A 20,807-nucleotide genomic window follows, 5' to 3' on the forward strand; every position below is an offset into this window, starting at 1 on the left:
CTCTATTTCACGATCTCCTTCCTCTGCATCACAGATGCCAGTTCGTGCTCAAATTGCTCTATGACCCGCTCCCACCCGAGGTCAAACGCAGACTGCCGCGCAGCAAAGCGCAGTTCCCCATTCTGCCACGCTTCGGCAGCCACTCGCGCCTGCGCCAGAAAGGCCTCCGTTTCGTTAAAAGGGGCCAGCCAGCCGTTTTCCCCGCTGCGGATGAGCAGCCTGGGCGCAGCGTAGTCATACGCCACCACCCCCAGTCCCGCAGCCATCGCCTCCAGCACCACGTTCCCAAAGGTTTCCGTGATGCTCGGAAAGAGAAACACATCGCCCGACGCATAGTGCGCGGCCAGATCCTCCCCCGTTCGTGCCCCGGCATAGTGAAACTCAGGCCTCTCAGCCTTCAGAGACTCCAGCCGCGGGCCATTGCCCACGATAACCATGCGCGCCTTGGGCTGCACCTCTTTAAAGACGTCGTAGGCACGCACCACCAGCTCCAGATTTTTTTCGGCCGCCACCCGCCCCACATAGATTGCCACCGGGGTGCTTTCGTCTGCCCCCCAGCTCCGGCGCAGCACTGCATCCCGGCGGATGGGGTCAAACATCTCCGTGTCCACCCCGCGCCCCAGCACCCCAACATTCTGAATGCCCCAGCGCTCCAGCATGGCCGCCGTATCAGCAGAGGGGGTCAGAGTGCGGGCGGTCTGATTGTGAATCGTTCGCAGCACCCCCTGCGCCACCGTCTCCAGCCCCGGCAGGTGGTAGTCCTCCAGATAGTTTTGGAAGTTGGTATGAAACCCGGACACCACCGGGATGTCCCGCTTCCCCGCCGCGCGGATGGCCGAAATCCCCATGAGCGTCTCCGTGGCCACGTACAGGACATCCGGCCGGAAAGTGTCAAAAAGCTCCAGCATCTGCCGCGTGGAGGCAAAGCCAAAGCGCAGCCCGGGATAGCCCGGCAGCGGCATCGAGTGCATCACATGCCTCTGCAGCCCCTCCTGGGACTCCACCGTCGTCACCACCTCCACCACATGCCCGCGCTTCACCAGTCCCATGCCCAGCGTATGCAGCGTACGCGCCACGCCATTGATATCCGGCGGATAGGTGTCGGTGACGATGAGTACCCTCATGTGTGGAATTTACTTATTAACCTGCCTCAGCAAGAAGCGCATCCGCGAATCCACTCCAACTTTGTCACCGTGACGAATCCGTCACGCTTCATCTCTGGGAAGCCAGCAAGTCTGTTGCCATGTGACATCTTCGTTGCCATCATGCCTTTGCCGATGGCGCTCCCACGTCACACAGCCATTCCCTATGAGCAAAATACTAATCGTCGAGGATGAATCGGACATCGCAGACCTCATCTCCATGCACCTCACTCGCGAGGGGCACGAGGTGTCCTGCATCGGCAATGGCCTTCAGGTGCTTCCTGCTGCCATCGAGCAGCAGCCGGAGCTTATCGTGCTGGACCTCATGCTCCCCGGCATGGACGGCATCCAGGTCTTCAAGCGCCTCCGCGCAGACACCCGCACCGCCACCATCCCTGTCATCATTCTCACCGCCAAAAGCCAGGTCACTGACAAGATCACCGGCCTGGAGCTGGGTGCGGACGACTACCTCACCAAGCCTTTCAGCCCGCGAGAGCTCTACCTACGCATCAGCGCCATCCTGCGCCGTGTAAAAAAGGTCACCCACGTCTCCGAGATCCAGCGCGGCCGCTTCATGCTCGACCGCAAAAACCTCAAGCTCTACCTCGACGGCACCCCGCTCGACCTCACCACCATCGAGTTCAAGCTCCTCACCACCCTCATGGAAAACGATTCCGCAGTCCACAGCCGCGCCGATCTCCTGCGCGATGTCTGGGGCTACAACAGCGACGTCGCCACCCGCACCCTCGACACCCACATCAAGCGCCTGCGAGAAAAGCTCGGCTCCGCAGGAGATCACATCGTCACCATTCGCGGCACCGGCTTCCAGTTCCAGACAGAGCTCGCCGCCTCACAGCCCGCATGACCTCCTTCTCCCTCTTCCTCGTCCTGCTCCTGGCCGCCACCATCTTCGCCTGGGTGCGCCGCGAGAAATTCTGGACGAAACGCTGGGAGAACACCGCCAAAACCCTCGGCCTCCGCGCCCGGGATGCCGACCAGCTGCCCGCATACGCCGCCGTCGTGCTCCAGGCACGCCACAAGGCCGAGCACCAGGCGGAGCAGCGCCGCGTCTTTGAGTCACTGCTCGATGAGATCAGCCAGGGTCTCGTACTGCTGGATGACACCCTCCGCATCCGCTACGCCAACAAGCCCCTCGCCAAGCTCCTGCACCGCAAGGATATCCACGTGGGCCGCCCCCTCATCGAGGAGGTGCGCGACCACCAGATCTCCGTCCTCGTGCAGGAATCCATCACCGAAAAGCGCCACACCACCCGCCGCATTCAGATGCTGCCCTCAGACGTGGGCGCAGGGTCCAATCTCGGCGGCCGCTACTTCATTGTGGAAGCCGCCCCCCTCGGCGCCGATGTAGGCGGCGGTGCCTGGCTCATGCTCCAGGACGTGACCGAGGCCGCCATGACCGAGCAGATCCGCCGGGACTTCGTGGCCAATGCCTCCCACGAGCTGCGCACCCCCCTGACGCTCATCAATGGCTACATCGAGATGCTCCAGGAGGACTCCGCCAAGATGCCCGCCGCCACACGTCGCAGCCTCGACGTGATGGAAAAGCACGGCAAGCGCATCGCCCGCATCATCGAGGACATGCTGGCCATCTCCCGCTTGGAGGATGCCAGCAGCTCCCTGAACAAGGAGCCCTTCAATCTCCGCGCCTGCGCCAAGGACGCCGCCGACCACCTCTCCCCCATGCTGGAGGGGCGGGACGCCCGCATCGTCTTAGACATCCCAAAAGACGGCCAGCTCGTCGGCGACCGCTTTTACTGGGACCAGGTGTTCACCAACCTCCTCGAAAACTCCCTCAAGGAGAACTCCAAACCCGGACTCGTCATCCGCGTCTCCGGCGAGTGGCGAGACGGCGAATGCATCGTCAAGGTCAGCGACAACGGCATCGGCATCCCTGCACACGACCTGCCCTTTGTCTTCAAGCGCTTCTACCGCGGCAACAAGCACCACTCCTCCACCCAGGTGAAGGGCACCGGCCTCGGCCTGTCCATCGTCAAGCGCGCCGTGGAGGCCCACGGCGGCAAGATCGAGCTCTCCAGCACGCCAGGTGTCGAGACTACGTTTACCATGCGCCTTCCGGTACCAGATACGAAAGCTTGAGCCCAGGCCCGGTCTGTGGTTTAAACATACTATCTGTGGAAGACCTCTTCGGCCATCGCATCTCCTACCTCCGCGTTTCCGTCACCGACCGGTGCAACGAACGCTGCCGCTACTGCATGCCCGAGGAGGAGCAGACCTGGTTCGCCAAGGAGGAAACCCTCAGCTATGACGAGCTCCTGCGCGTCGTCCGCGTGGGCGCCACCCTCGGCATTAAAAAGATCCGCGTCACTGGCGGCGAGCCCCTCACCCGCCCCGGCGTCGCCGGCTTCTGCGCCGAACTCTCCCACATCCCCGGCATCGACGAAATCGGCATCTCCACCAACGGCACCCTACTAGCCAAACTGGACGGCGGCATCACCATCGCCGAGCACCTCGTCAAAGCCGGCGTCCGTACCGCCAACATCTCCCTCGACTCCCTCGACCGCGCCGTCTATCAGCGCACCACCAGCCGCGACCTCCTCCCCCGCGTGCTCGATGGCATCGAAGCAGCCCGCGCCGCAGGTTTCCAGTCCATCAAGCTAAACTGCGTCCTCATGAAGGGCCAGACCGAGCGCGAGCTGCCCGACCTCATCGACTTCGCCCGCCAGAAAGACGCCCTCCTCCGCTTCATCGAGCTCATGCCCGTGAGCACCCAGGAGGTGCTGAGCGACGACACCTTCCTCCCCGTCGCCACCGCCAAAAAGCTCGTCGAGCAGACCACCGGGCCTCTCATCGAGTCCCCCGATTTCAAGACCAACGGCCCCGCTGTCTATCATCGCGCCCCCGCCACCGGCCAGAAGATCGGCTTCATCGGTGCCATGACGAACCTGCACTTCTGCGAGAACTGCAACAAGCTCCGCCTCACCTGCGACGGCAAGCTCCGCCCCTGCCTCGGCTCCTACCTTGAGTTCGACCTCCGCACTGTCCTCCGCTCCGGCTGCACCGACTCCGAACTCGCCGCCTTCTTCCAAAACGTCGTCTCTCGCAAACCCAAGGAACACGACTTCCGCCACAACTACCAGCCCAACAGGCGCATGATCGCCATCGGCGGTTAAGCCAACGCGAGCGCGTTAGCGTCTTGGAGTGCGGCGCTTCAGCGCCGCTTTCGCAGGCCTTCAAACTCACGCAGACCACAAACTCTCCCCAGGCAGAGGCTTTTCCCCGCACACAGCACCCCTCGAAAACGGCAGCTTCGCGTGCTACAGTCCAAATTCCCCCACCCCTCATTCGGATTTACTCATTCGTCATTATCCTCCATGCCCGCCCTCACCCATCTCAACCGCAAAGGCGAAGCCGCCATGGTCGATGTCTCCGCCAAGCCCCCCGTGCTCCGTGAAGCCGTCGCCGAAGGACGCATCCTGCTTCAGCCCGCCACGCTCGATCTCATCCGCAGCAACCAGGTCAAAAAAGGCGACGTCCTCAGCATCGCCCGCATCGCCGGCATCCAGGCCGCCAAGCAGACGCAGTACCTCATTCCCCTCTGCCACCAGATCCCGCTGAGTAAAGTGCAGCTCGACTTTGAGCTTCGCTCCAAGGCCGTCCACATCACCGCCACCGCCATCACCGTCGCCCCCACCGGCGTCGAAATGGAAGCCCTCACCGCCGTCTCCGTTGCCGCCCTTACCATCTACGACATGTGCAAAGCCGCCGACAAAAAGATGCGCATCGAAGGCGTGAAACTCGTCAGCAAGACCAAAGGCACATCTGCAACCTGACAAGGACCAGCAGCAGCCGCAGCCATCCCTCAGGAAACCTCCGCCACCACCTGCCTGATCTGCTCACGAAACCGCTGCCAGGAGTGCTCGCTACTCCAGCTCAAGGCCGCGCTCCTCATTCGCTGAAGCATCGTTTCATCCGCCGCCAGCTGCTTCAGCCGCTCACGAATCGCCTCCGCACTTCGCACCGGCACGACAAAGCCCTCCTGCCCATCCTGGATCACTCCCTCCAGCCCCGAATGCGGCGTGGTCACCACCGCCAGCCCACAGGCCATCGCCTCCAGCAGCACCAGCGCCAGTCCTTCGTACAGCGTCGGCAGTACCAGCACATCATGCTGCCTCATCTCCGCCAGCACCTCAGCATGAGATAATCCGGCACGATGCCGGTGCGCCGCCAGAAAAGCATCCAGCGCCGCACAGGGCTTATCCGCTGTTCGGGAGCCAATAACCGTCAGCTCCGCCACTCCCTCCAGGCCACTCATGGCCTCCGCCAGATAGCTCAGTCCCTTGCCCTGGTTCAGACTGCCCACATACAGCACACGCAGGCTACATTGGGTCCGGGCTGCAGGAGAAGTCGGCGCACCAGGCTCAGGACATCCATACGGCACGACATGCACCCTGGCTCTGAAAGACGGAGCCAGCTTCAGGCTCTCACGCACCAGCTCACTTGGCACCACCACCACATCCGCCATTTGCAGCTCTCGATCCCGCCTCAGCATCGCCTCGCTGCCATCTTCCATCACAGGCAGGGTCGCCGCCCACTCTGGTTTTAGTCCGGCTTCCTCCCTCACCACATCCCGGGTAAAGCGCCAGTAGGGCGTCGGCAGCTCATAGATCGTCCGCAGGCCCCTCTCACGCGCTGCCAGAAACGTATGCTCCGCCGCATCCATGTAGGCATACACCGCTTGCACACCATGGCTTTGCCTCACAGCACGGCTCACCTCCCCGTCAAACCACCGTACCACCTGATCCAGCCTTCCCAGCCTGCCAGCCAGCGGCAGTCTCCTCAGCCCCGGCACACTGCGACAGGCCAGCCTCAGCAGCTCCCGTGAGGCATGAGACTTCATGAAAGGCTCCACCACTTCAGGAAAGGTGCGGCGTGCCCCTGCCCCCGTCAGACGCCTCAGCCACACAGGCACCACGAGAGTCGTGTGAAACGCCTCCAGCGAACCTGCCTCAGCCAGCGCCTGCGCCACGGCACAGCTGTTCGGATTGCCCGTAAAATGTGAAACCAACACCTGCATGCCCTCCATCCCTCATCCCTGAAAACAAACAGTCAAACCCCATGTTGCCTCCTGCAGGCGCGAGCGCACAAAAAAGCACGCGATGCCTCACAGCATCGCGTGCTCCCAAAGATCTCAAAATCTCACTTTACGCAAACACGCCCGTCAGCGGCTGCCCCTTGTCCGCGATGGTGAACGGACGCTTGCTCGGGCTGTAGATCACCTGATCGAGCGGCAGACCCAGGGCGTACGCGATCGTGGCGTTGAAGTCCATGATCTTGACCTTGTCCTCCACCACCTCACGGCCTTCCTTGTCGGTCTTGCCGTAGGTGAAGCCCTGCTTCACGCCACCGCCAAACATGACGCCGGAGAAAGCCTTCGGATAGTGGTCACGTCCGGCATTCTGATTGATGTCAGGTGTGCGGCCAAACTCAGACGTCAGCACGATGAGCGTCTCTTCCAGCAGACCGCGGTTGTGCAGGTCAGAAACGAGCGTGGCCAGTCCCTTGTCCAGCGTTTCGCAGCGGTCCGGCACCGCCACAAAGTTGGCGTTGTGCGTGTCCCAGCCACCGAGGGAGACTTCCACAAAGCGCACCCCGCGCTCCACCAGACGGCGGGCCAGCAGGCACCCCTGGCCAAAGGCTTCCTTGCCGTAGGCCGCACGGAGTTCGCCGGGCTCTTCGCTCAGATCAAAGGCCTTCAGGTCTTCCGACTTCATCATCGCAATCGCGTCATCATACATGTCGGCATAGGCCTTCACATTGCGGTGCGGGAAAGTGCTGCGGAAGTCCTTGTCCAGCTCATCGGCCAGCTTCATGCGCGCCTGGAACTTCTCCTCCGGGCTGCCGTTCTTGATGTTTTTCAGGCCGTTCTCCGGATTGCTCACAAACAGCGGCGCCTGCGCAGCCGGGAAGAAGCCCGCGCCGGGATGGCGGCTGTCATTGCCAATGAAGACAAAGTTCGGCAGCGTGCTGTTGCCACCACCTTGGAACACATTGAGCCACGCACCCATGGCAGGATGGCGGATCGTGCCACGCATCTCGTAGCTGGTGTGCATCATGTAGTTCCCCTGCTCATGCGCACCCTGAGTGGAGGACAGGGAGTTGATCACCGTACCATGGTGCATCTGCTGCGCGGTCAGCGGCAGATACTCAGAAATGCGCACACCATCCGCACTGGTCTTGATCGGCTTCGTCGGACCGGCGGTCTCCACACCTTCCTTCGGATCCCAGGTGTCCATGTGGGACTGGCCACCGCTCATGTACAAGTAGATCACGTTCTTGGCCGTGGCCGCCTGCTTCAGCTTTGAGGAGCCCTCAAAAGCCGCGAACGATTTGCTCGTGAGCGACTGGCCCAGCAGGCCGACGCCGAGGAGAGAGCTGGCGGTTTTCACCGCGAAGTCACGCCGGGAGATTTCTCCCGAGCGGAGGAGTTTGGAGGCGAGTTCCTGTTTCATGGAGTGCGCGCGTTGGGTGTTGGGTGGGTGCTGTCTTACTGAATGAAAATAAACTGCTGCGTGTTCAGCAGCGCAAAGACGAGGTCCTCCATGTTGGAAAGGCCGCCTTCCTGCGCCTTGAGCCAGGCCGCTTTTTCGTTGGCTGTGGGCTTGCGGGTCAGCAGCGTCATGTAGATGGCGTCCACCTTGTCATCCGGATACGGGGCCTTCTTCACCGTCAGCATCAGCTGGCTGTAGCTGCTGGTGATCTGCGGCAGCAGGCTGCCGTTCATCATCGCCAAAGCCTGCGGTACGCTGGCGTCGCTGTTCGCGTTTTCGATCGTCTCGCGGTCGCTCTGGCCAAACTCGCGCAGGTAGTGGCCGCGCGGCGCGGGGCTTTCCAGCTCGGCGGCGCGCAGCGTGTCGCGGCTGATGCGCTCACGGCTGGCGATGTAGCTCTTGCGTTCCTTCTCGTTGGTGATGCCAAAGAAGTCCGCCTCTTCCGCGTAGGCATCTCTGGCCTTCTGCGCCACAGCCTGCCGCTCCTCCTTGCTCAGCTCCTTGCGGTCATAGCCAGGGATGATGATCTTCTCCATCTTGGCTCCGTTCACCATCATCATCGAGTCACCACCGCTCATCATCATGGCAGGCGCGGCATCAGCTCCGCTGCTGGCTCCGGGCTTGCTTGGAGTCAATGAAGCAGTCGCATAAGGCTTGCCGGTCACCTTCTCATAGAGCTTCTTCTGTCCGGGGGCGACCACTTCCGTGAATGTGACACGGCGGCCTTCGCTCTGAATGCGATTCACCTCGGTGCGGATGGCATCAGCCTTCTTCTTCAGCTCATCAGCCTTCGCCATGGCCGCCACGCGAGCCGGGCCTTCAGGCATGGCCTCCGCCTCATCCTTGGCAGCCTTGGCGGCGGTGCGTGCTTCGGCAAAGAGCTTCTGCTGTGCATCCGTGCGCTCGCGGTTCTTGCTGTAGATGTCTGCCGCTCTCTTGAATCCTGCCAGCGCCTCCTCAGGGCTCAGAGACTCCACCCCGTCTGCGATCTTCTTGGCCTGCAGGATGCGCTGCTCCATGACCTCACGGTTGGCCTCGTTGATCATGTCCGGGCTCGGGTTGATCAGCGTCACAAAGGAGTCCCACATCTGCTCGGCGCTCATACGGCGCAGCAGCGGTCCGGTAAAGTGGTACACAGTGCCCGGAGCATGCTCCTCACGAGTCACCTGCGCCTGGTAGGTCTTCGTATTGTAGAGCACACGCAGCACGCCCTTCATGTCATACTTCATGTCCACCACCAGCTTTTCCAGATGCTTCTCCAGTTCCGGCACCATCGGCACCGTGTTGTCCATCAGCTCATCCAGAGGCTCGATCAGCGCCAGCCCAAAGGCGCGCTTCCACAGGCGGTTGGCAATGACGGTGGTAAAGCGCGGATTCTCCGGGCTCGTCATCCAGCGTGCATAGGCCTGCAGTGGCGTCTCGCCTGGCTGGGTGATGCACTCATGCCCCATCATCGTGCCGGGCTCCACCACGGAATTCGGCTTCGCATCGCTGTACTGGTAGTCATGCGGCAGCGTCGGCTTGCGGTCACGCAGGCTCACCGAGGTGTAGCGCATGGTGTCGCGCACATCGTTCATGGCCTCCTGATAGCTGCGCTGTTCCTTGCGCAGCGCCTGGCGCACCTCCTCACGCTTCTTGTTCACCTCCTTCATCTCCGCCTCATAGTTTTTGTAGGCGGCCAGATAGTCCTTCTGCAGCTTCTCCCGCTCCTCGTTGGACATCTTGCCGTTGATGTTCGGCCGCTGCGGGCGCTTCGGTTCGGCGATGGCATCGCGGGCAGCCTTCTCTTTCTCACGCAGCAGGTCTGTCACGCCGCTGACGGTGTCGCCACCATAGTCCTGCGTCTGCACGCCGTAGGTAAAGGCGGCCATCTTGTAAAACTGCATCTGCGTCCACTTGTCGAAGGGGTGGTTGTGGCACTGCGCACACTCGATTCGGGTGCCCAGAAACACGCGCACCGTGTTGGCCATGTTGTCCAGCGGCATGCCGCGGTCGCGCATGTAGTAGCCGATGGCGCCATCCTCCCAAGCCTTGCCCTGCGCAGCCACCATGTCGCGCACAAACTGGTCATACGGCTTGTTCTTGCGCAGGCTGTCTTTCACAAAGTTCGCATACGCCGCACCAGTAATCGCACCCGTCTGGTTGCCGTTGCTGGTCACGCGCAAAACATCCGCCCAGTAGTTAAAAAAGTGCTGCACGTAGGCTTCCGACGCCAGCAGCTTGTCGATCAGCTTCGCACGCTTGTCAGCCTCCGTGGAGTTCAGAAACGCCTCCGCCTCGCGCGTCGTCGGGATGCGCCCGATGATGTCCAGGTAGATGCGGCGCACAAAAGTGTTGTCGTCCGTCTGCGGGTTGCCCTTGAGCTTGTTCGCAGCCCAGTCTTTGGCCAGAATGGCATCAATCTGCTTTGCAGCCGCAGCCGTATCCTGCGGCCCTGCGGCCTGCATGGAAGTCACCATGGCCGATGCCATGAGCGGAAAGATGAGGAGCTTCTTCATGTGGCGAGAAACGCCAGCAAAAAGCGACTTTATCACAATTAAGGCACATTCCGTGCCAAAAAACTCTGAAAGATCCCAGCCCCTTACCGCGCATGCTCCCGCCGCTTCACGAGCAACTGATGAATCCCTTTGCGCAGGATGCTCACGTTGAAATCCACAATCAGCCCCGCCTTGAAGCGCCCCAGCTTCACCTTGCTCTCCAGTTCCTGCTGCTGCTGCGGTGTGACCTCCCCCTGCGCTCGCACCAGGAGAAGCAGGACGTCCCCAATGACAAAATCCAGCCGCGTGCTCGTCTGCACACGCCGTCCGTGATACTCAAACTCCAGCGGCACCTGCCTCCTGAAATCAAACTCCATGTCTCGCAGCTCGATGGCCACGCACTCCTCGTACGCATCTGCTGTGAGACCGGGCCCGAGCGCACGATGCACGTTCATGCACGCACCGATCACGAGATGTGGCAGGTCGGCGGCATTCATGGCGCGACAGGCTGCAGGGTGTCCTCTCCCAGGATGCCGTAGATCTCCGCCGTGGTGCTCTGCTTGTGCGTCGTCAGCCACTGGTCCATCGCAGCGGAGAGCCGCGCCTTCACCTCCGGATAGCGCAGCTTCACATCATGCTCGCAGTGCGGATCAGCACGCACATCAAAAAGCCGCTCGATAGAGTGGTGCACCCCCGGCGTACGGATGTACTTGAAGCGTTCTGTGCGCACACAGTGCTCCTTCGTTTTCAGCACCGCATCCTGAAACTTGTCCTTCAGCACAAAGTGAAAGTCGAAGTCCGGATCGATAAACGTCGTCTCATCCATCGGCGGAATGAAAAGCGGCTCCTCCCCCGGGATGGTGCGGCGGAAGAAGAGATAGCTCGTCTCCCCAAAGTAGGCCAGGTCCAGACTCTGTTTCTCGTCACGAATGAGCGGGGCCAGGCTCGTGCCCTCAAAACGCGGCTGCGGCGGTGCTCCCACCAGGTCCAGCAGCGTCGGCGCAAAATCCAGCGTGCGCGTCAGCTGCGTATGCCGCTGCGGTTGCTTCAGCCCCGGCACATGCAGAATGGCCGGCACGCGGTTGGCCTGATCTCCGCCGTTGAAGGTGGTGCCGTGGCCAAAGGTGCAGTTCGGCTCAAAGAGATCATCGCCATGATCTCCCGTGATCAGGATGATCGTGTCATCCATCAGCCCCTGCTTCTCCAGCTCCGCCACCACGCGGCCAACCGAATCGTCAAACATCCGCACGCAGCCGTCATACAGCGCCGTGATCTGCTCCACCTCCTCGCGCGGCAGCTTGCTCCACTTTTCATTGATGTCCGTGCCGCCGATGAACTGGTCCACATTCAGCGCCAGCTCGTGTTTGTGCGGGCCGTCATACTTCGGGTCCGTCCACAGCTTCGCATAATGCGTGGGCGTCTTGTAAGGCAGGTGCGTGCACGAGTAGTAGCCAAAGAGCAGGAACGGCTTCCGATCCTCCGCGCGCTGCCGGATTCGGCCGATCACCTGGTCCGTCACCACCTCCGGCGTCATGTAGTTCGCAAAGGACTTCAGCTTCGGGAAGAGCATGTGCCCCACCCGGTTGTCAAAAAACAGCGGCAGGATCTGGTGATGCAGAAAAACCACCTCGCTCATGTACACCCGGAAGTTGTCAAAATCAGAGACGATGATGTTTTTAAAACCCATCGGCAGCTCGTTAAAGCTGCACGCACACCAGTCACCGATCACCGTCGTGTCATAGCCCAGCCGCTGCAGCTCCGCACCCAGCGACGGCGCCTCGCGGTTCGCCCGGTTCACCATCGCACGGTTCGGAAACATATGCCTCACCCCATGCGTGTGCGGATACTGCGAGGAAAACATGCTCGCCAGCGACTCCAGCGTGGAGGCGATCGGCGTCAGACAGCGCTCAAAATTCACTCCCTTTGCCGCGATGCGGTCGATGTTGGGAGAAGTCTGCCGCGCGTACCCATTGCACGAGAGATGATCTCCTCGCAGCGAGTCCGAGCCCAGGATCACGATATTTTTCGGCCTCTTCCTGCCGCCCGCCAGCTCCTCCGCATCCGGCGCACGGCTCACCCCATACCCGCTCACTGCCAGCAGCGCCAGGATTCCCGCCACCGCCCCAAAGCTGAAGAGCAGCGGCCGTGCCGTGCGCGCAAACCACCGCCGCAGCTCAAAGAGGTAGAAAAGCGCCGCCACCACCACCGCAGCCACAGGAAACACCTGCGAGATAAGCGCATGCACCGCATCCTGCACCCGGGTGCCGCACACTCGCCCTAGTGCATCATACCAGCCCAGCAGGTAGCTGTAGTCGCCAAAATAGGGTTTCTCCAGCATCAGCCTGAAAATGAAAAAACCGTACAACAGTCCTGCAAACAGCAGCGTGCGCCACACCACACCACGGCGTGTCGCCGGCCGCACCCGGCCCCACAGCCGTACCAGCGGGTAAATCAGCGCTACATAGCCTGCCGCCACCAGCAGGTAGCCCTTCAGTACCACCAGATTGCTCCACACCAGGTACCACCAATGGTGCTGTAGCGCCACTTCCGAGAAGCGGTTGTTAAACCCGTACGAGTTCCCCGCAAAGCTCAGCAACGCGCTCAGATACCACGCCAGCAGCGTCCCCGTCACGGTCAGCACGACGGTCTTCAGAGTATGGCGGCGTGTCAGGTTGGTAGTGGGCATGCAGGAGGGCTCAGGTCGGCACCACTATACTACGCCGCTGTCATGCCACATCTCAACCTCTCATCTCACTCCATCCTTCTCCCCAGGCATCTTCAGCCCCGTCCTCCGCTCAGAGGGATAATAGCGCTCACGGTGCGAGCGGCCGTGCCCGATAGGATCGATGGTTCGCCAGAAATCATCCATCTGAGTCCGCATGTGCATACTGCACGCAGCCAGCAGGCAGAGCCCCAGCGGCAGGATCGATCGAATCATCCAAGACATCCCCCAGTGTGGGACATGTCACTGACTTCCTCAAGCTTTGCTTAGGCAAATAGGCGATACAATAGGCCGCGCTTGATAGGCTCCGCCCCTCGAATGGCAGGTTTTTAAAACGCCCATCGAAAAGGCGCGTTGGTGTACAGCTTGCTGCGCGGATAGGCGGAGATCCGCACCTGGTTCTGCGAGTTGCCGCTCAGCAGCCACACATTGTTCGCATCCTGCGCGTGCAGAAAGCCGATGTGCCCGCTGCTGGCCTGGTCAACCGTCAGCGGTTGCAGGATGCAGATGGCGCCATACGTCGGGGCCACTGGGCGGCCCCAGTTCCACCAGTCAGACACCTTGGCGCTGCCTCGCGGCTGGTAGCCGGACTGCATCACGCACCAGTTCACAAAGGCCGCACACCACGCCGTCTCATCATGCAGCAGGCTGCCGCTGATCCCGCAGCTCCGCAGATATTCCAAAATACGCGGATTATCCGCTGCCCCGGCCCATTCACGCACCCCCACCTCCATGATGGCGATCTGCATCCACGGCGGCGGAGCAGCAAAATCTCCTGGAGCATTGGCAGGCGCTGCAGCTTGAGCAGGCACAGCAGCCGTGTCGTCCGCCACGTTCACCAGCTGCCCGGGGAAGAGCACCTTCCAGTTTCCCCACTCCACCAAGGTGGGGTTAAGCTGCTGAAACTGCGCCAGCGTCATGCCAAAAGCGCTCGCGATCTTCGAGGGATTGTCTCCGGGTTGGACTGCGTATTGGGCCATATGCATGGAATGATGACTCTCCCTGCAAAAAATGCCACTGCTGATTTAAAAATCAGCACCCCTTAAGCATCTTACGCCGCCAGCCCATAATGCTGGCCTATCACCTTGCCGCGCAGACGGTCTGCTTTGGCTCCCGCCACATCATGCTCCACCACACCATCCTTCAGGCGGATGATGCGCGTGCAGCGCTCCACCATGCGCTCGTCATGTGTCACAAAGACCAGCGTCTTCCCCTGCATGTTCAGCTCATCAAAAAGCTCTAAAATCTCCTTACCGGACTTCGAGTCCAGATTTCCCGTGGCCTCGTCCGCCAGGATCACCAGCGGATTGTTCGAAAGCGCGCGCGCGATCGCCACACGCTGCTGCTGCCCGCCGGAAAGCTCTGTCGGTTTGTGATGCAGCCGGTGCTCCAGCCCCACCTGCGTGGCCAGCCGCACTCCCGTCTCATACATGTCTGTATCCTTCGCTCCACCGTAGTACATCGGCACAGCGATGTTTTCGATCACGCTCAGCTGCTGGATCAGATTGTAGCTTTGGAAAATGAACCCCAGGTTTCGGTTCCGCGCTGCAGAGAGCTCATTGTCCTCCAGATGCGCCACATTCTGCCCACCGAGGTAGTAGTCCCCCGTCGTTGGCTGGTCCAGGCAGCCCAGCACATTCAGCAGCGTGGACTTCCCACAGCCAGAAGGCCCCATGATGCAGACGTACTCTCCGGGATAGATCGACAGTGACACCCCCTGCAGCACGCGCTGGAGGGTATCCCCCATCTGGTAGCTCTTGCAGATGTCCACCAGCTTGATGATGGGCTCGGTGTCCGGCATCACGATTTGGTCATGGCCACGTCTTTTTCCTTCGCCTTGGCAGCCTTGCCTTTGCCACCGCCGCCATCAGGCTCGTGAGGCTTTGAGCTTGGCTGCTGTCCGCCCATGTCAGTCTCGGCCTTCTTCGGTAGCGCGAGGGCCACGGCTTCACCGCCCTGCAGGCCATTGCGTACTTCGATAAATTCGTCATTGAAAAGCCCTGTGCTAACCTCCCGCCGCTCCAGCGTGCCATTCTTGTTCACGTAGCAATAGTGGTGGTCCTGCTCCACCTCGATGGACTGCACAGGCACATACAGCACGTCTGCCAGTTGGTTCACGATGATCTCCACTTTGGCGTTCATCCCAGGCTTCATCCAGGGGTGGTAGCCATTGATATGGATGGTGCAGGGATACACCTTCAGGTTGGGGGTGTAGCGGCTGCTGCTGCTGTCAGGCAGCACCGCCAGTTCGGCCACACGGCCGTCCAGCTCCTTGCCGGGCTCTGCATCCACCCGCACTTTCACCGGCTGACCAATTTTTACCTTCTTGATCTGGGACTCGTGTACATTCACACGCACCCCCATCTGGCTCATGTCAGGGATCGTCAGCAGCGTCTGGCGAAGCCTCACAGTTGCCCCCTCCTCGATGCTGTTGTTGTAATTATAGGAAGCGCTCGCATTAAGGTCGCCGTACGCCACCAGCCCCGCCTGAGGTGCCTTGATCACACACGCCTTGAGCTGCTGTTCCAGATTTTCACGACGCGCCAGCTCCATCTCATAGCGACGCTTGGCCGTGGTGAATCTCGTCTCCGCCTGCGCCATGCGGGAGCGGTTTGCCCGGATCGTGCGTTGCAGCTTGTTCAGCGCCTCGCGATAGGCAGCCAGGAAGGTGGCGCATTGCTTGCTGAATTCATACTTCTTGTACAGCGCCAGAGCCGTCTCTGAGGTCTTGACCGAAAGCTCCACCTTGTCCAGGCTCACCTCGTCGTTCTCCAACAGCGTGGCGGTCACAAATTTTTTCGCTGCAAGCCGCTTGGTGGATTCCACCTTCTGCTTTGCCAGCGCCAGCTCGGAGCGGTGCAGCAGCATGTCATCCTCCAGCTGCCTCAGCTTCTGCTGCGCCTCACCATCGCTCTCGCCCTTCTGTTCCAGGAAAGGGGAGAAGTCGATCATCTCGCTCGGCGGCATCGCTGCCAGCGTCTTCTTGACAGCAGGCGCATCATCTTTTTCACCGGCCTCCTTCTCTTTCTTGGCGATCATTGCCTCCGAATTCGGCGTCGAGTTTGCCTGCGTCTCCAGGGTGTCCGCATATTTCTCAAAAGCCTCCACATCCGCAGGCAGCTTCGCAGCCTTCAGGATGGATGCCGTCACATCGCGCCCAAGATACTTTTCAAAGTCCATCAGCGCAAACATCGCCACCTGCTTCATGTCACGCACCAGCGTCTGGTTCTCGCTGCGCTGGATCTCGCGGTTCTCATCAGCCTCGATGTAGCTGGAAACCGTCGTCTGAAACTCGATCTCGTGCGTCTCGATCTTCGACTTCACATCCGTGTTGTCCAGCTCGATCAGCACCTTCCCATCCTTCACATCCTCCTCCGTGATCATGTACCCCTCGGGGATCAGATTCAGGATCTTGGTGGGGATTTCGATCTCGCTCTTCACTTCATAGTTCTGCAGCGCGCGGATTTCACCGCCCTGCAGCACGTTGATTTCCAGCGGGCCTCTCTGCACGATGAATGTGGGCACCTTTTCCGTCTTGGATCCGCCATCGGACATGCTCCACCAGCCAGCCACGGCCAGTGCACACACGCCTGCCGTGATGATGATTTTTTTGCTGGGTTTGGCTTTCTTCATTCTCCTTGAGGTTTCTCCTTGTTCAATACGCTTATCCACCCCCCGTCTTTATCAATGAAGAGCACGCCCATGTCCAGATAGAGCTGGAGACGCACCAGGGTGTAGTTGATGGAAGTGGACACCATCAGGTTTCGCGTGTCGTTCATGTCGCGCTGGGCGTCCACCAGGTTGATCGCTGTGCCCAGTCCCTCGGCATTGAAGGCCTCTTCCACCTCCAGACGCGAGGTGCTCAGCTCCATCCCCGTCCGCGCCAGCTCATACTGCTTGCGGGCCAGTTGCAGGTTTCGCCAGTCGGCGCGTATGGCGCTGCGCACGGTCTCTTCAGAAAGGTCCAGCGCACGCCGGGCCTGCTGCTCCGTGATGATCGCGCTTCGCATCACATTTCGCTCCGGCTTCTGGTTCAGGTTCAGGTCCGCGTTGAAGCCCATGCTGTAGTTGCGGTTCTCCGGCTCCAGACCAAACTGCTTGCGGCCGGGATTATCCAGCACGCTGTAGTTCACCAGCGCGTTCACCGTCGGCAGCACCTGCTGCTTGGCCACCAGAACCTTGCGGCTGGCGTCCTCCACCTGGTCGCGCAGGTTCCACACATCGAGCCGGTTGCTCAATCCTACGGCGATGGCATCCTCCACAGTGCCTGGCACCTCGATGATCTTCAGATCCTCCTTGTCCTTGTAATCCAGCACGATCCGCTCCGTCACCGGCAGCCCCAGGTTGATCTTCAGGTTGTCCAGCGCCGCTTCATACGACTGGATCGCATTGAGCCAGTTGCGGTTGAATACGATTCGGGACTGCACCAGACGAAACACGGAGGACTTCGTGCTGTTCGCGGCGTTCTCCGCCTGCATCGCCGTCTCTCGCGCCACCACAAAGTCAAACGCCTTGAAGGCCAGATAAGCATTGCGCGCCGTCTCGCGGGATTGAATAGCGCTGTAATACTGCTGGGTGATGCTCACCACAAAGGACTTCCGGAACTGCGCAAAGGTGCGGATCGAGTAGATCACATTGCGCTCCGCCTGCGTCAGCGTCTCCGATGCAGAAAGATAGCCCGTGCCAGCCAGGATCGGCTGCGTCAGCGAGACCCCCAGTTGTGAGAGACCGTTGCTGTTGCCACCCCCGGTCAGGAACTTCACGAAATTCGTCGTTAAATTCGTTGCGATCTGCGCCCCCGTACGCGTCAGCGCAGACACCCCCAGATTTCCTGTGGTGGTCTGTGTGGACGTACGCACCAGATTGTTGACCCCGGACAAGGTCACGTTGCTGCTCTTGGTGCCCGAGCCGCTGCCAGCCAGGATGGGAGAATACTGCTGCCGGGTCAGCGTCAGGCCCAGCGCCGCCTGATACACCGCCTCCTTCTGAGTCAGGTAGTTTCGATTGCGGTGCACCGCCAGATCCAGTGCCTTGGCCAGATTGATCACCCGCGCCCCCTCTTCCACAAAGGCACGGTCTCCTAGAAACTCCTCCTTCTTCATGTTCTTCCGCAGTTCCTCCATGCTCACTGGCGGTGGCGGAGTGATGTCCAGAAAGTCCTGCCCGGAGTTCGGCACCTTGCTCGCCTTCTTGCGCAGGATGCCATAGGTTTCCTTGTCTGCCCATTTCTTGTAAAAGCCCGTGCTGCACGCACTCAACCCTAGGGCCAGAAGCATGAAGGATGCTACGGCGGGCTGGGAGAGTCGGTTTTTAAGCATAGGCAGTCGCACCGGCGTCGAGGTGGTTGAGCCGGAAAGGTTGGTTTTGGGGGGCCCAAGATACGCACCCCCTTAGGGGAATCTATCGAATCCATGCCAAAACCTCGTTGCCACCCTCCGGCCCGCCGTTACTATTCCTCCCCCCATGTCCGACATTCCAAACGTCGCAGAAACAGAAGAGCTCCTCAAGGAGACCTCCGGATCCCCCCCGACCCGGAAGACGCTCATCGAAAAACTCGACAACTGGGACGACTGGGCCAGCTGGGACGAATTCTACCGCACCTACTCCGGCTTCGTCTTCCACGTCGCTCGCAAGACCGGCCTCAGCGATGATGAGGCCAACGACGTCGTGCAGGAGACCTTCATCGGTGTGGCCAAGAACCTCCAGAAGAAGAAGTTCGACACCAGTCTCGGCTCCTTCAAATCCTTCCTCCTCAACCAGGCTCGCTGGCGCATCCTCGATCAGTTCCGCCGCCGCAAGAAACAGCAGAGCCGCGAAGCCAATCTCTACGCGGATGAAACCGACGAGCGCCGCACCGCCCCCATTGACCGCTGCGCCGACCCCAATGGCGTCGCCCTCGAAAAACTCTGGGAGAAGGAATGGCAGGACAAGGTCATGGACATCGCCCTGCGCCGTGTCCGCGCCCTCGTCTCCCCACGCCAATTCCAGATCTTCTCCTGCTACGTCCTCAAAGGCTGGAGCCCCGAGCGCGTAAAAAAGGAGCTCGGCGTCAACGCCGCCCAGGTCTATCTCGCCAAGCACCGCGTCGGCCGCATTTTAAAGCGCGAAGCCGCCAAGCTCTCCGAGACGGAGCAGTGAGCCGCTGAAAGCCGCGCCTCATCTGCACCGTAGGCTCTGATCATGCGCCGCATATTCGCCTCCTTCCTCCTCGTTCTGTCCACCCTGCACGCGGCGGAGCCCGCGCCACTCTTCATTGAAGGCTATGCAGGTCAGCGCAGCATCGCGCAGGGAGAGGAAATCGGCATCCATGTCAACACCACCGCCGCCAAGTACGAGATCGAAGTCGCGCGCCTCGGTGCCGAACGCACGGTCGTGTGGAAAAAATCAGACGTTCCCGGTGCCGCCTATCCAGTGCCCGAGGATGCCTCCGCCAATGGCTGCCGCTGGCCCGAAAGCATCCGCGTGCCCAGCACCGCCGCGTGGAAGTCCGGCTTCTATGAAGTGACGCTGCGCGCCGCAGATGCTGGCGGCAAATGGACACACCGTGGCAGGCGCACCGCCGAGAGCAGCGCCTGGTTCATCGTGCGTCAGGCCAAGCCAGGCAGCACCTCCAAAATACTCCTCCAGCTCTGCACCAACACCTACAACGCCTACAACAACTGGGGCGGCTTCTCCGTGTACGCCTACAGCAGCCTCTCCAACAACCAAGGGCACCGCGTCAGCTTTGAGCGCCCCTGCCCGCCTCAATATTCACGCTGGGAGCTTCCCTTCGTCCAATGGGCTGAAAAGAACGGCTATGCACTCGAATTCGCCGCCAATGACGATCTCGAGTTCCGTCCCGAGATCCTCTCCAGCTACAAGCTCGTCCTTAGTGTAGGTCATGACGAATACTGGAGCACGCCCATGCGCGACAACCTCGAAGCCTGGATCGGCAAAGGCGGCAACGTGGCCTTCTTCACAGGCAACACCTGCTGCTGGCAGGTCCGCGCCGAGGACGGCGGCCGCGCCTTCACCTGCTGCAAGCAGAACTACCACCTCGACCCCGTCTATCAGGCGCGGCAGTACAAAACCGTCAGCACCCTCTGGAGCCACCACCTCCTCCAGCGCCCGGAAAACGAACTCACCGGCGTCGGTTTCCTCTATGGCGGCTACCGCAAAAGCCACGGCCAGTTCATGAACGACCCCGCCGAGTATGAAGTCCACCGCCCTGACCACTGGATCTTCGAAGGCACCAGCCTCAAGCGCGGCGACAAGTTCGGCGGCAAGGACACCATCGTCGGTTACGAGTGCGACGGCTGCGAGCTCACCTGGAAAGACGGCCTCCCCTTCCCCACCTATAAAGACGGCACGCCCAAGACCTACGAAGTTCTGGCCACCTGCCCTGTGCGCTGGCACCCGGACGACGCCGAGTGGTATGAGAAATGGGAGACCGGCCGCACCGGCGCAGCCTGCCTGGGCGTCTACACACGCGGCGGCACCGTCTTCAATGCCGCCACCACCGACTGGGCCCACGGCCTCAAAGGCGAGGACGCCACCGTCATCCGCATCACCAAAAACGTCCTCGACCGCCTCTCCAAGTAGGCTGCGCATCTTCCATCCACCAATCGCCAAAATGCGCGGAGTTCTGCATCAGCCTTCGCATATCTTCACTCTGCTATGAAGCACACACCTCCACCTCACGCTGCAGAGCTCTCCATCCAGCGCACCCTCAGGAGTGTCGAGGACTACGTGCGCGAGCAGCCCACCAAGGCGGTGGCCGCCGCGCTTGGCGTAGGCTTGGTGCTCAATCTCGCTCCGCCACGCATGCTCGCCCGCATCACCTCCACTCTGGCCTCCCGCCTGCTGCCACCTGCCCTCCTCGGCCTCGGTGTGCTCAAGGCCTTTGAAATCTGCTGCGAAAAGATCGAGTCCAAATCCCGCTGACACTGCCACCGCA

The 20,807-nt window shown here is 60.9% G+C and carries 17 protein-coding genes; 7 read left to right on the forward strand and 10 right to left on the reverse strand.

What is annotated here, in order from left to right:
- Positions 1-2 precede the first annotated feature (2 nt).
- A complete protein-coding gene (locus tag HNQ65_RS07205) occupies positions 3-1,124 on the reverse strand; it encodes a glycosyltransferase family 4 protein (protein ID WP_184338824.1) in 1,122 nt (373 codons plus the stop codon).
- 184 nt (positions 1,125-1,308) lie between these two features.
- On the opposite strand from HNQ65_RS07205, the gene HNQ65_RS07210 reads away from it, so the two are divergent.
- The 4 genes from HNQ65_RS07210 to moaC all read left to right on the forward strand — a co-directional run bounded on the left by HNQ65_RS07210 (position 1,309) and on the right by moaC (position 4,954).
- Complete coding sequence (locus HNQ65_RS07210) at positions 1,309-2,007, forward strand: response regulator transcription factor (protein WP_184338825.1); 699 nt, start codon at positions 1,309-1,311, stop codon at positions 2,005-2,007.
- Positions 2,004-3,260: a sensor histidine kinase gene (locus tag HNQ65_RS07215; RefSeq protein WP_184338826.1), complete on the forward strand. Its 1,257-nt coding sequence runs from the start codon at positions 2,004-2,006 to the stop codon at positions 3,258-3,260. The genes HNQ65_RS07210 and HNQ65_RS07215 overlap by 4 nt, the downstream gene beginning before the upstream one ends.
- Positions 3,261-3,295: 35 nt before the next feature.
- Positions 3,296-4,294 carry a GTP 3',8-cyclase MoaA gene (gene moaA, locus HNQ65_RS07220; RefSeq protein ID WP_184338827.1) on the forward strand — a complete coding sequence of 333 codons (999 nt, stop codon included), beginning with the start codon at positions 3,296-3,298 and terminating at the stop codon, positions 4,292-4,294.
- 201 nt (positions 4,295-4,495) lie between these two features.
- Positions 4,496-4,954, forward strand: coding sequence for a cyclic pyranopterin monophosphate synthase MoaC (gene moaC / locus HNQ65_RS07225; protein WP_184338828.1), 459 nt, complete (start codon positions 4,496-4,498; stop codon positions 4,952-4,954).
- A gap of 29 nt (positions 4,955-4,983) precedes the next feature.
- Here the strand turns inward: moaC and HNQ65_RS07230 are convergent, their stop codons facing one another.
- From HNQ65_RS07230 to HNQ65_RS07270, 9 genes are all read right to left on the reverse strand, one after another.
- On the reverse strand, positions 4,984-6,198 hold the full coding sequence (locus HNQ65_RS07230) for a glycosyltransferase family 4 protein (RefSeq protein WP_184338829.1): 1,215 nt from the start codon (positions 6,196-6,198) through the stop codon (positions 4,984-4,986).
- 127 nt (positions 6,199-6,325) lie between these two features.
- Positions 6,326-7,633 carry a DUF1501 domain-containing protein gene (locus HNQ65_RS07235; protein ID WP_184338830.1) on the reverse strand — a complete coding sequence of 436 codons (1,308 nt, stop codon included), beginning with the start codon at positions 7,631-7,633 and terminating at the stop codon, positions 6,326-6,328.
- Positions 7,634-7,668: 35 nt separating this feature from the next.
- Positions 7,669-10,170, reverse strand: coding sequence for a DUF1549 domain-containing protein (locus HNQ65_RS07240; protein WP_184338831.1), 2,502 nt, complete (start codon positions 10,168-10,170; stop codon positions 7,669-7,671).
- Between the two features lie 83 nt (positions 10,171-10,253).
- Entirely contained in the window at positions 10,254-10,646 is a 393-nt protein-coding gene (locus tag HNQ65_RS07245) for a GxxExxY protein (protein ID WP_184338832.1), read from the reverse strand.
- Positions 10,643-12,835 (reverse strand): sulfatase, encoded by a 2,193-nt coding sequence (locus HNQ65_RS07250; RefSeq protein WP_184338833.1) that lies wholly within the window; start codon positions 12,833-12,835, stop codon positions 10,643-10,645. Before HNQ65_RS07250 ends, HNQ65_RS07245 begins: the two co-directional genes overlap by 4 nt.
- 365 nt (positions 12,836-13,200) lie before the next feature.
- On the reverse strand, positions 13,201-13,851 hold the full coding sequence (locus HNQ65_RS07255) for a C40 family peptidase (protein WP_184338834.1): 651 nt from the start codon (positions 13,849-13,851) through the stop codon (positions 13,201-13,203).
- A 71-nt stretch (positions 13,852-13,922) separates the two neighbouring features.
- Complete coding sequence (locus HNQ65_RS07260) at positions 13,923-14,672, reverse strand: ABC transporter ATP-binding protein (RefSeq protein ID WP_184338995.1); 750 nt, start codon at positions 14,670-14,672, stop codon at positions 13,923-13,925.
- A complete protein-coding gene (locus HNQ65_RS07265) occupies positions 14,672-16,504 on the reverse strand; it encodes an efflux RND transporter periplasmic adaptor subunit (protein ID WP_184338835.1) in 1,833 nt (610 codons plus the stop codon). Before HNQ65_RS07265 ends, HNQ65_RS07260 begins: the two co-directional genes overlap by 1 nt.
- Positions 16,501-18,147: a TolC family protein gene (locus tag HNQ65_RS07270; protein WP_184338836.1), complete on the reverse strand. Its 1,647-nt coding sequence runs from the start codon at positions 18,145-18,147 to the stop codon at positions 16,501-16,503. The genes HNQ65_RS07265 and HNQ65_RS07270 overlap by 4 nt, the downstream gene beginning before the upstream one ends.
- Before the next feature lie 187 nt (positions 18,148-18,334).
- On the opposite strand from HNQ65_RS07270, the gene HNQ65_RS07275 reads away from it, so the two are divergent.
- The 3 genes from HNQ65_RS07275 (at position 18,335) to HNQ65_RS07285 (ending at position 20,794) form a co-directional block, all read left to right on the forward strand.
- The gene (locus HNQ65_RS07275; RefSeq protein WP_184338837.1) at positions 18,335-19,009 is read left to right on the forward strand and encodes a sigma-70 family RNA polymerase sigma factor; all 675 of its coding nucleotides are present in this window, start codon (positions 18,335-18,337) and stop codon (positions 19,007-19,009) included.
- A gap of 42 nt (positions 19,010-19,051) precedes the next feature.
- On the forward strand, positions 19,052-20,452 hold the full coding sequence (locus HNQ65_RS07280) for a N,N-dimethylformamidase beta subunit family domain-containing protein (protein ID WP_246437779.1): 1,401 nt from the start codon (positions 19,052-19,054) through the stop codon (positions 20,450-20,452).
- A 75-nt stretch (positions 20,453-20,527) separates the two neighbouring features.
- Complete coding sequence (locus tag HNQ65_RS07285) at positions 20,528-20,794, forward strand: DUF883 C-terminal domain-containing protein (RefSeq protein WP_184338838.1); 267 nt, start codon at positions 20,528-20,530, stop codon at positions 20,792-20,794.
- Positions 20,795-20,807 lie beyond the last annotated feature (13 nt).

Source organism: Prosthecobacter vanneervenii (assembly GCF_014203095.1).
GTDB lineage: Bacteria > Verrucomicrobiota > Verrucomicrobiia > Verrucomicrobiales > Verrucomicrobiaceae > Prosthecobacter > Prosthecobacter vanneervenii.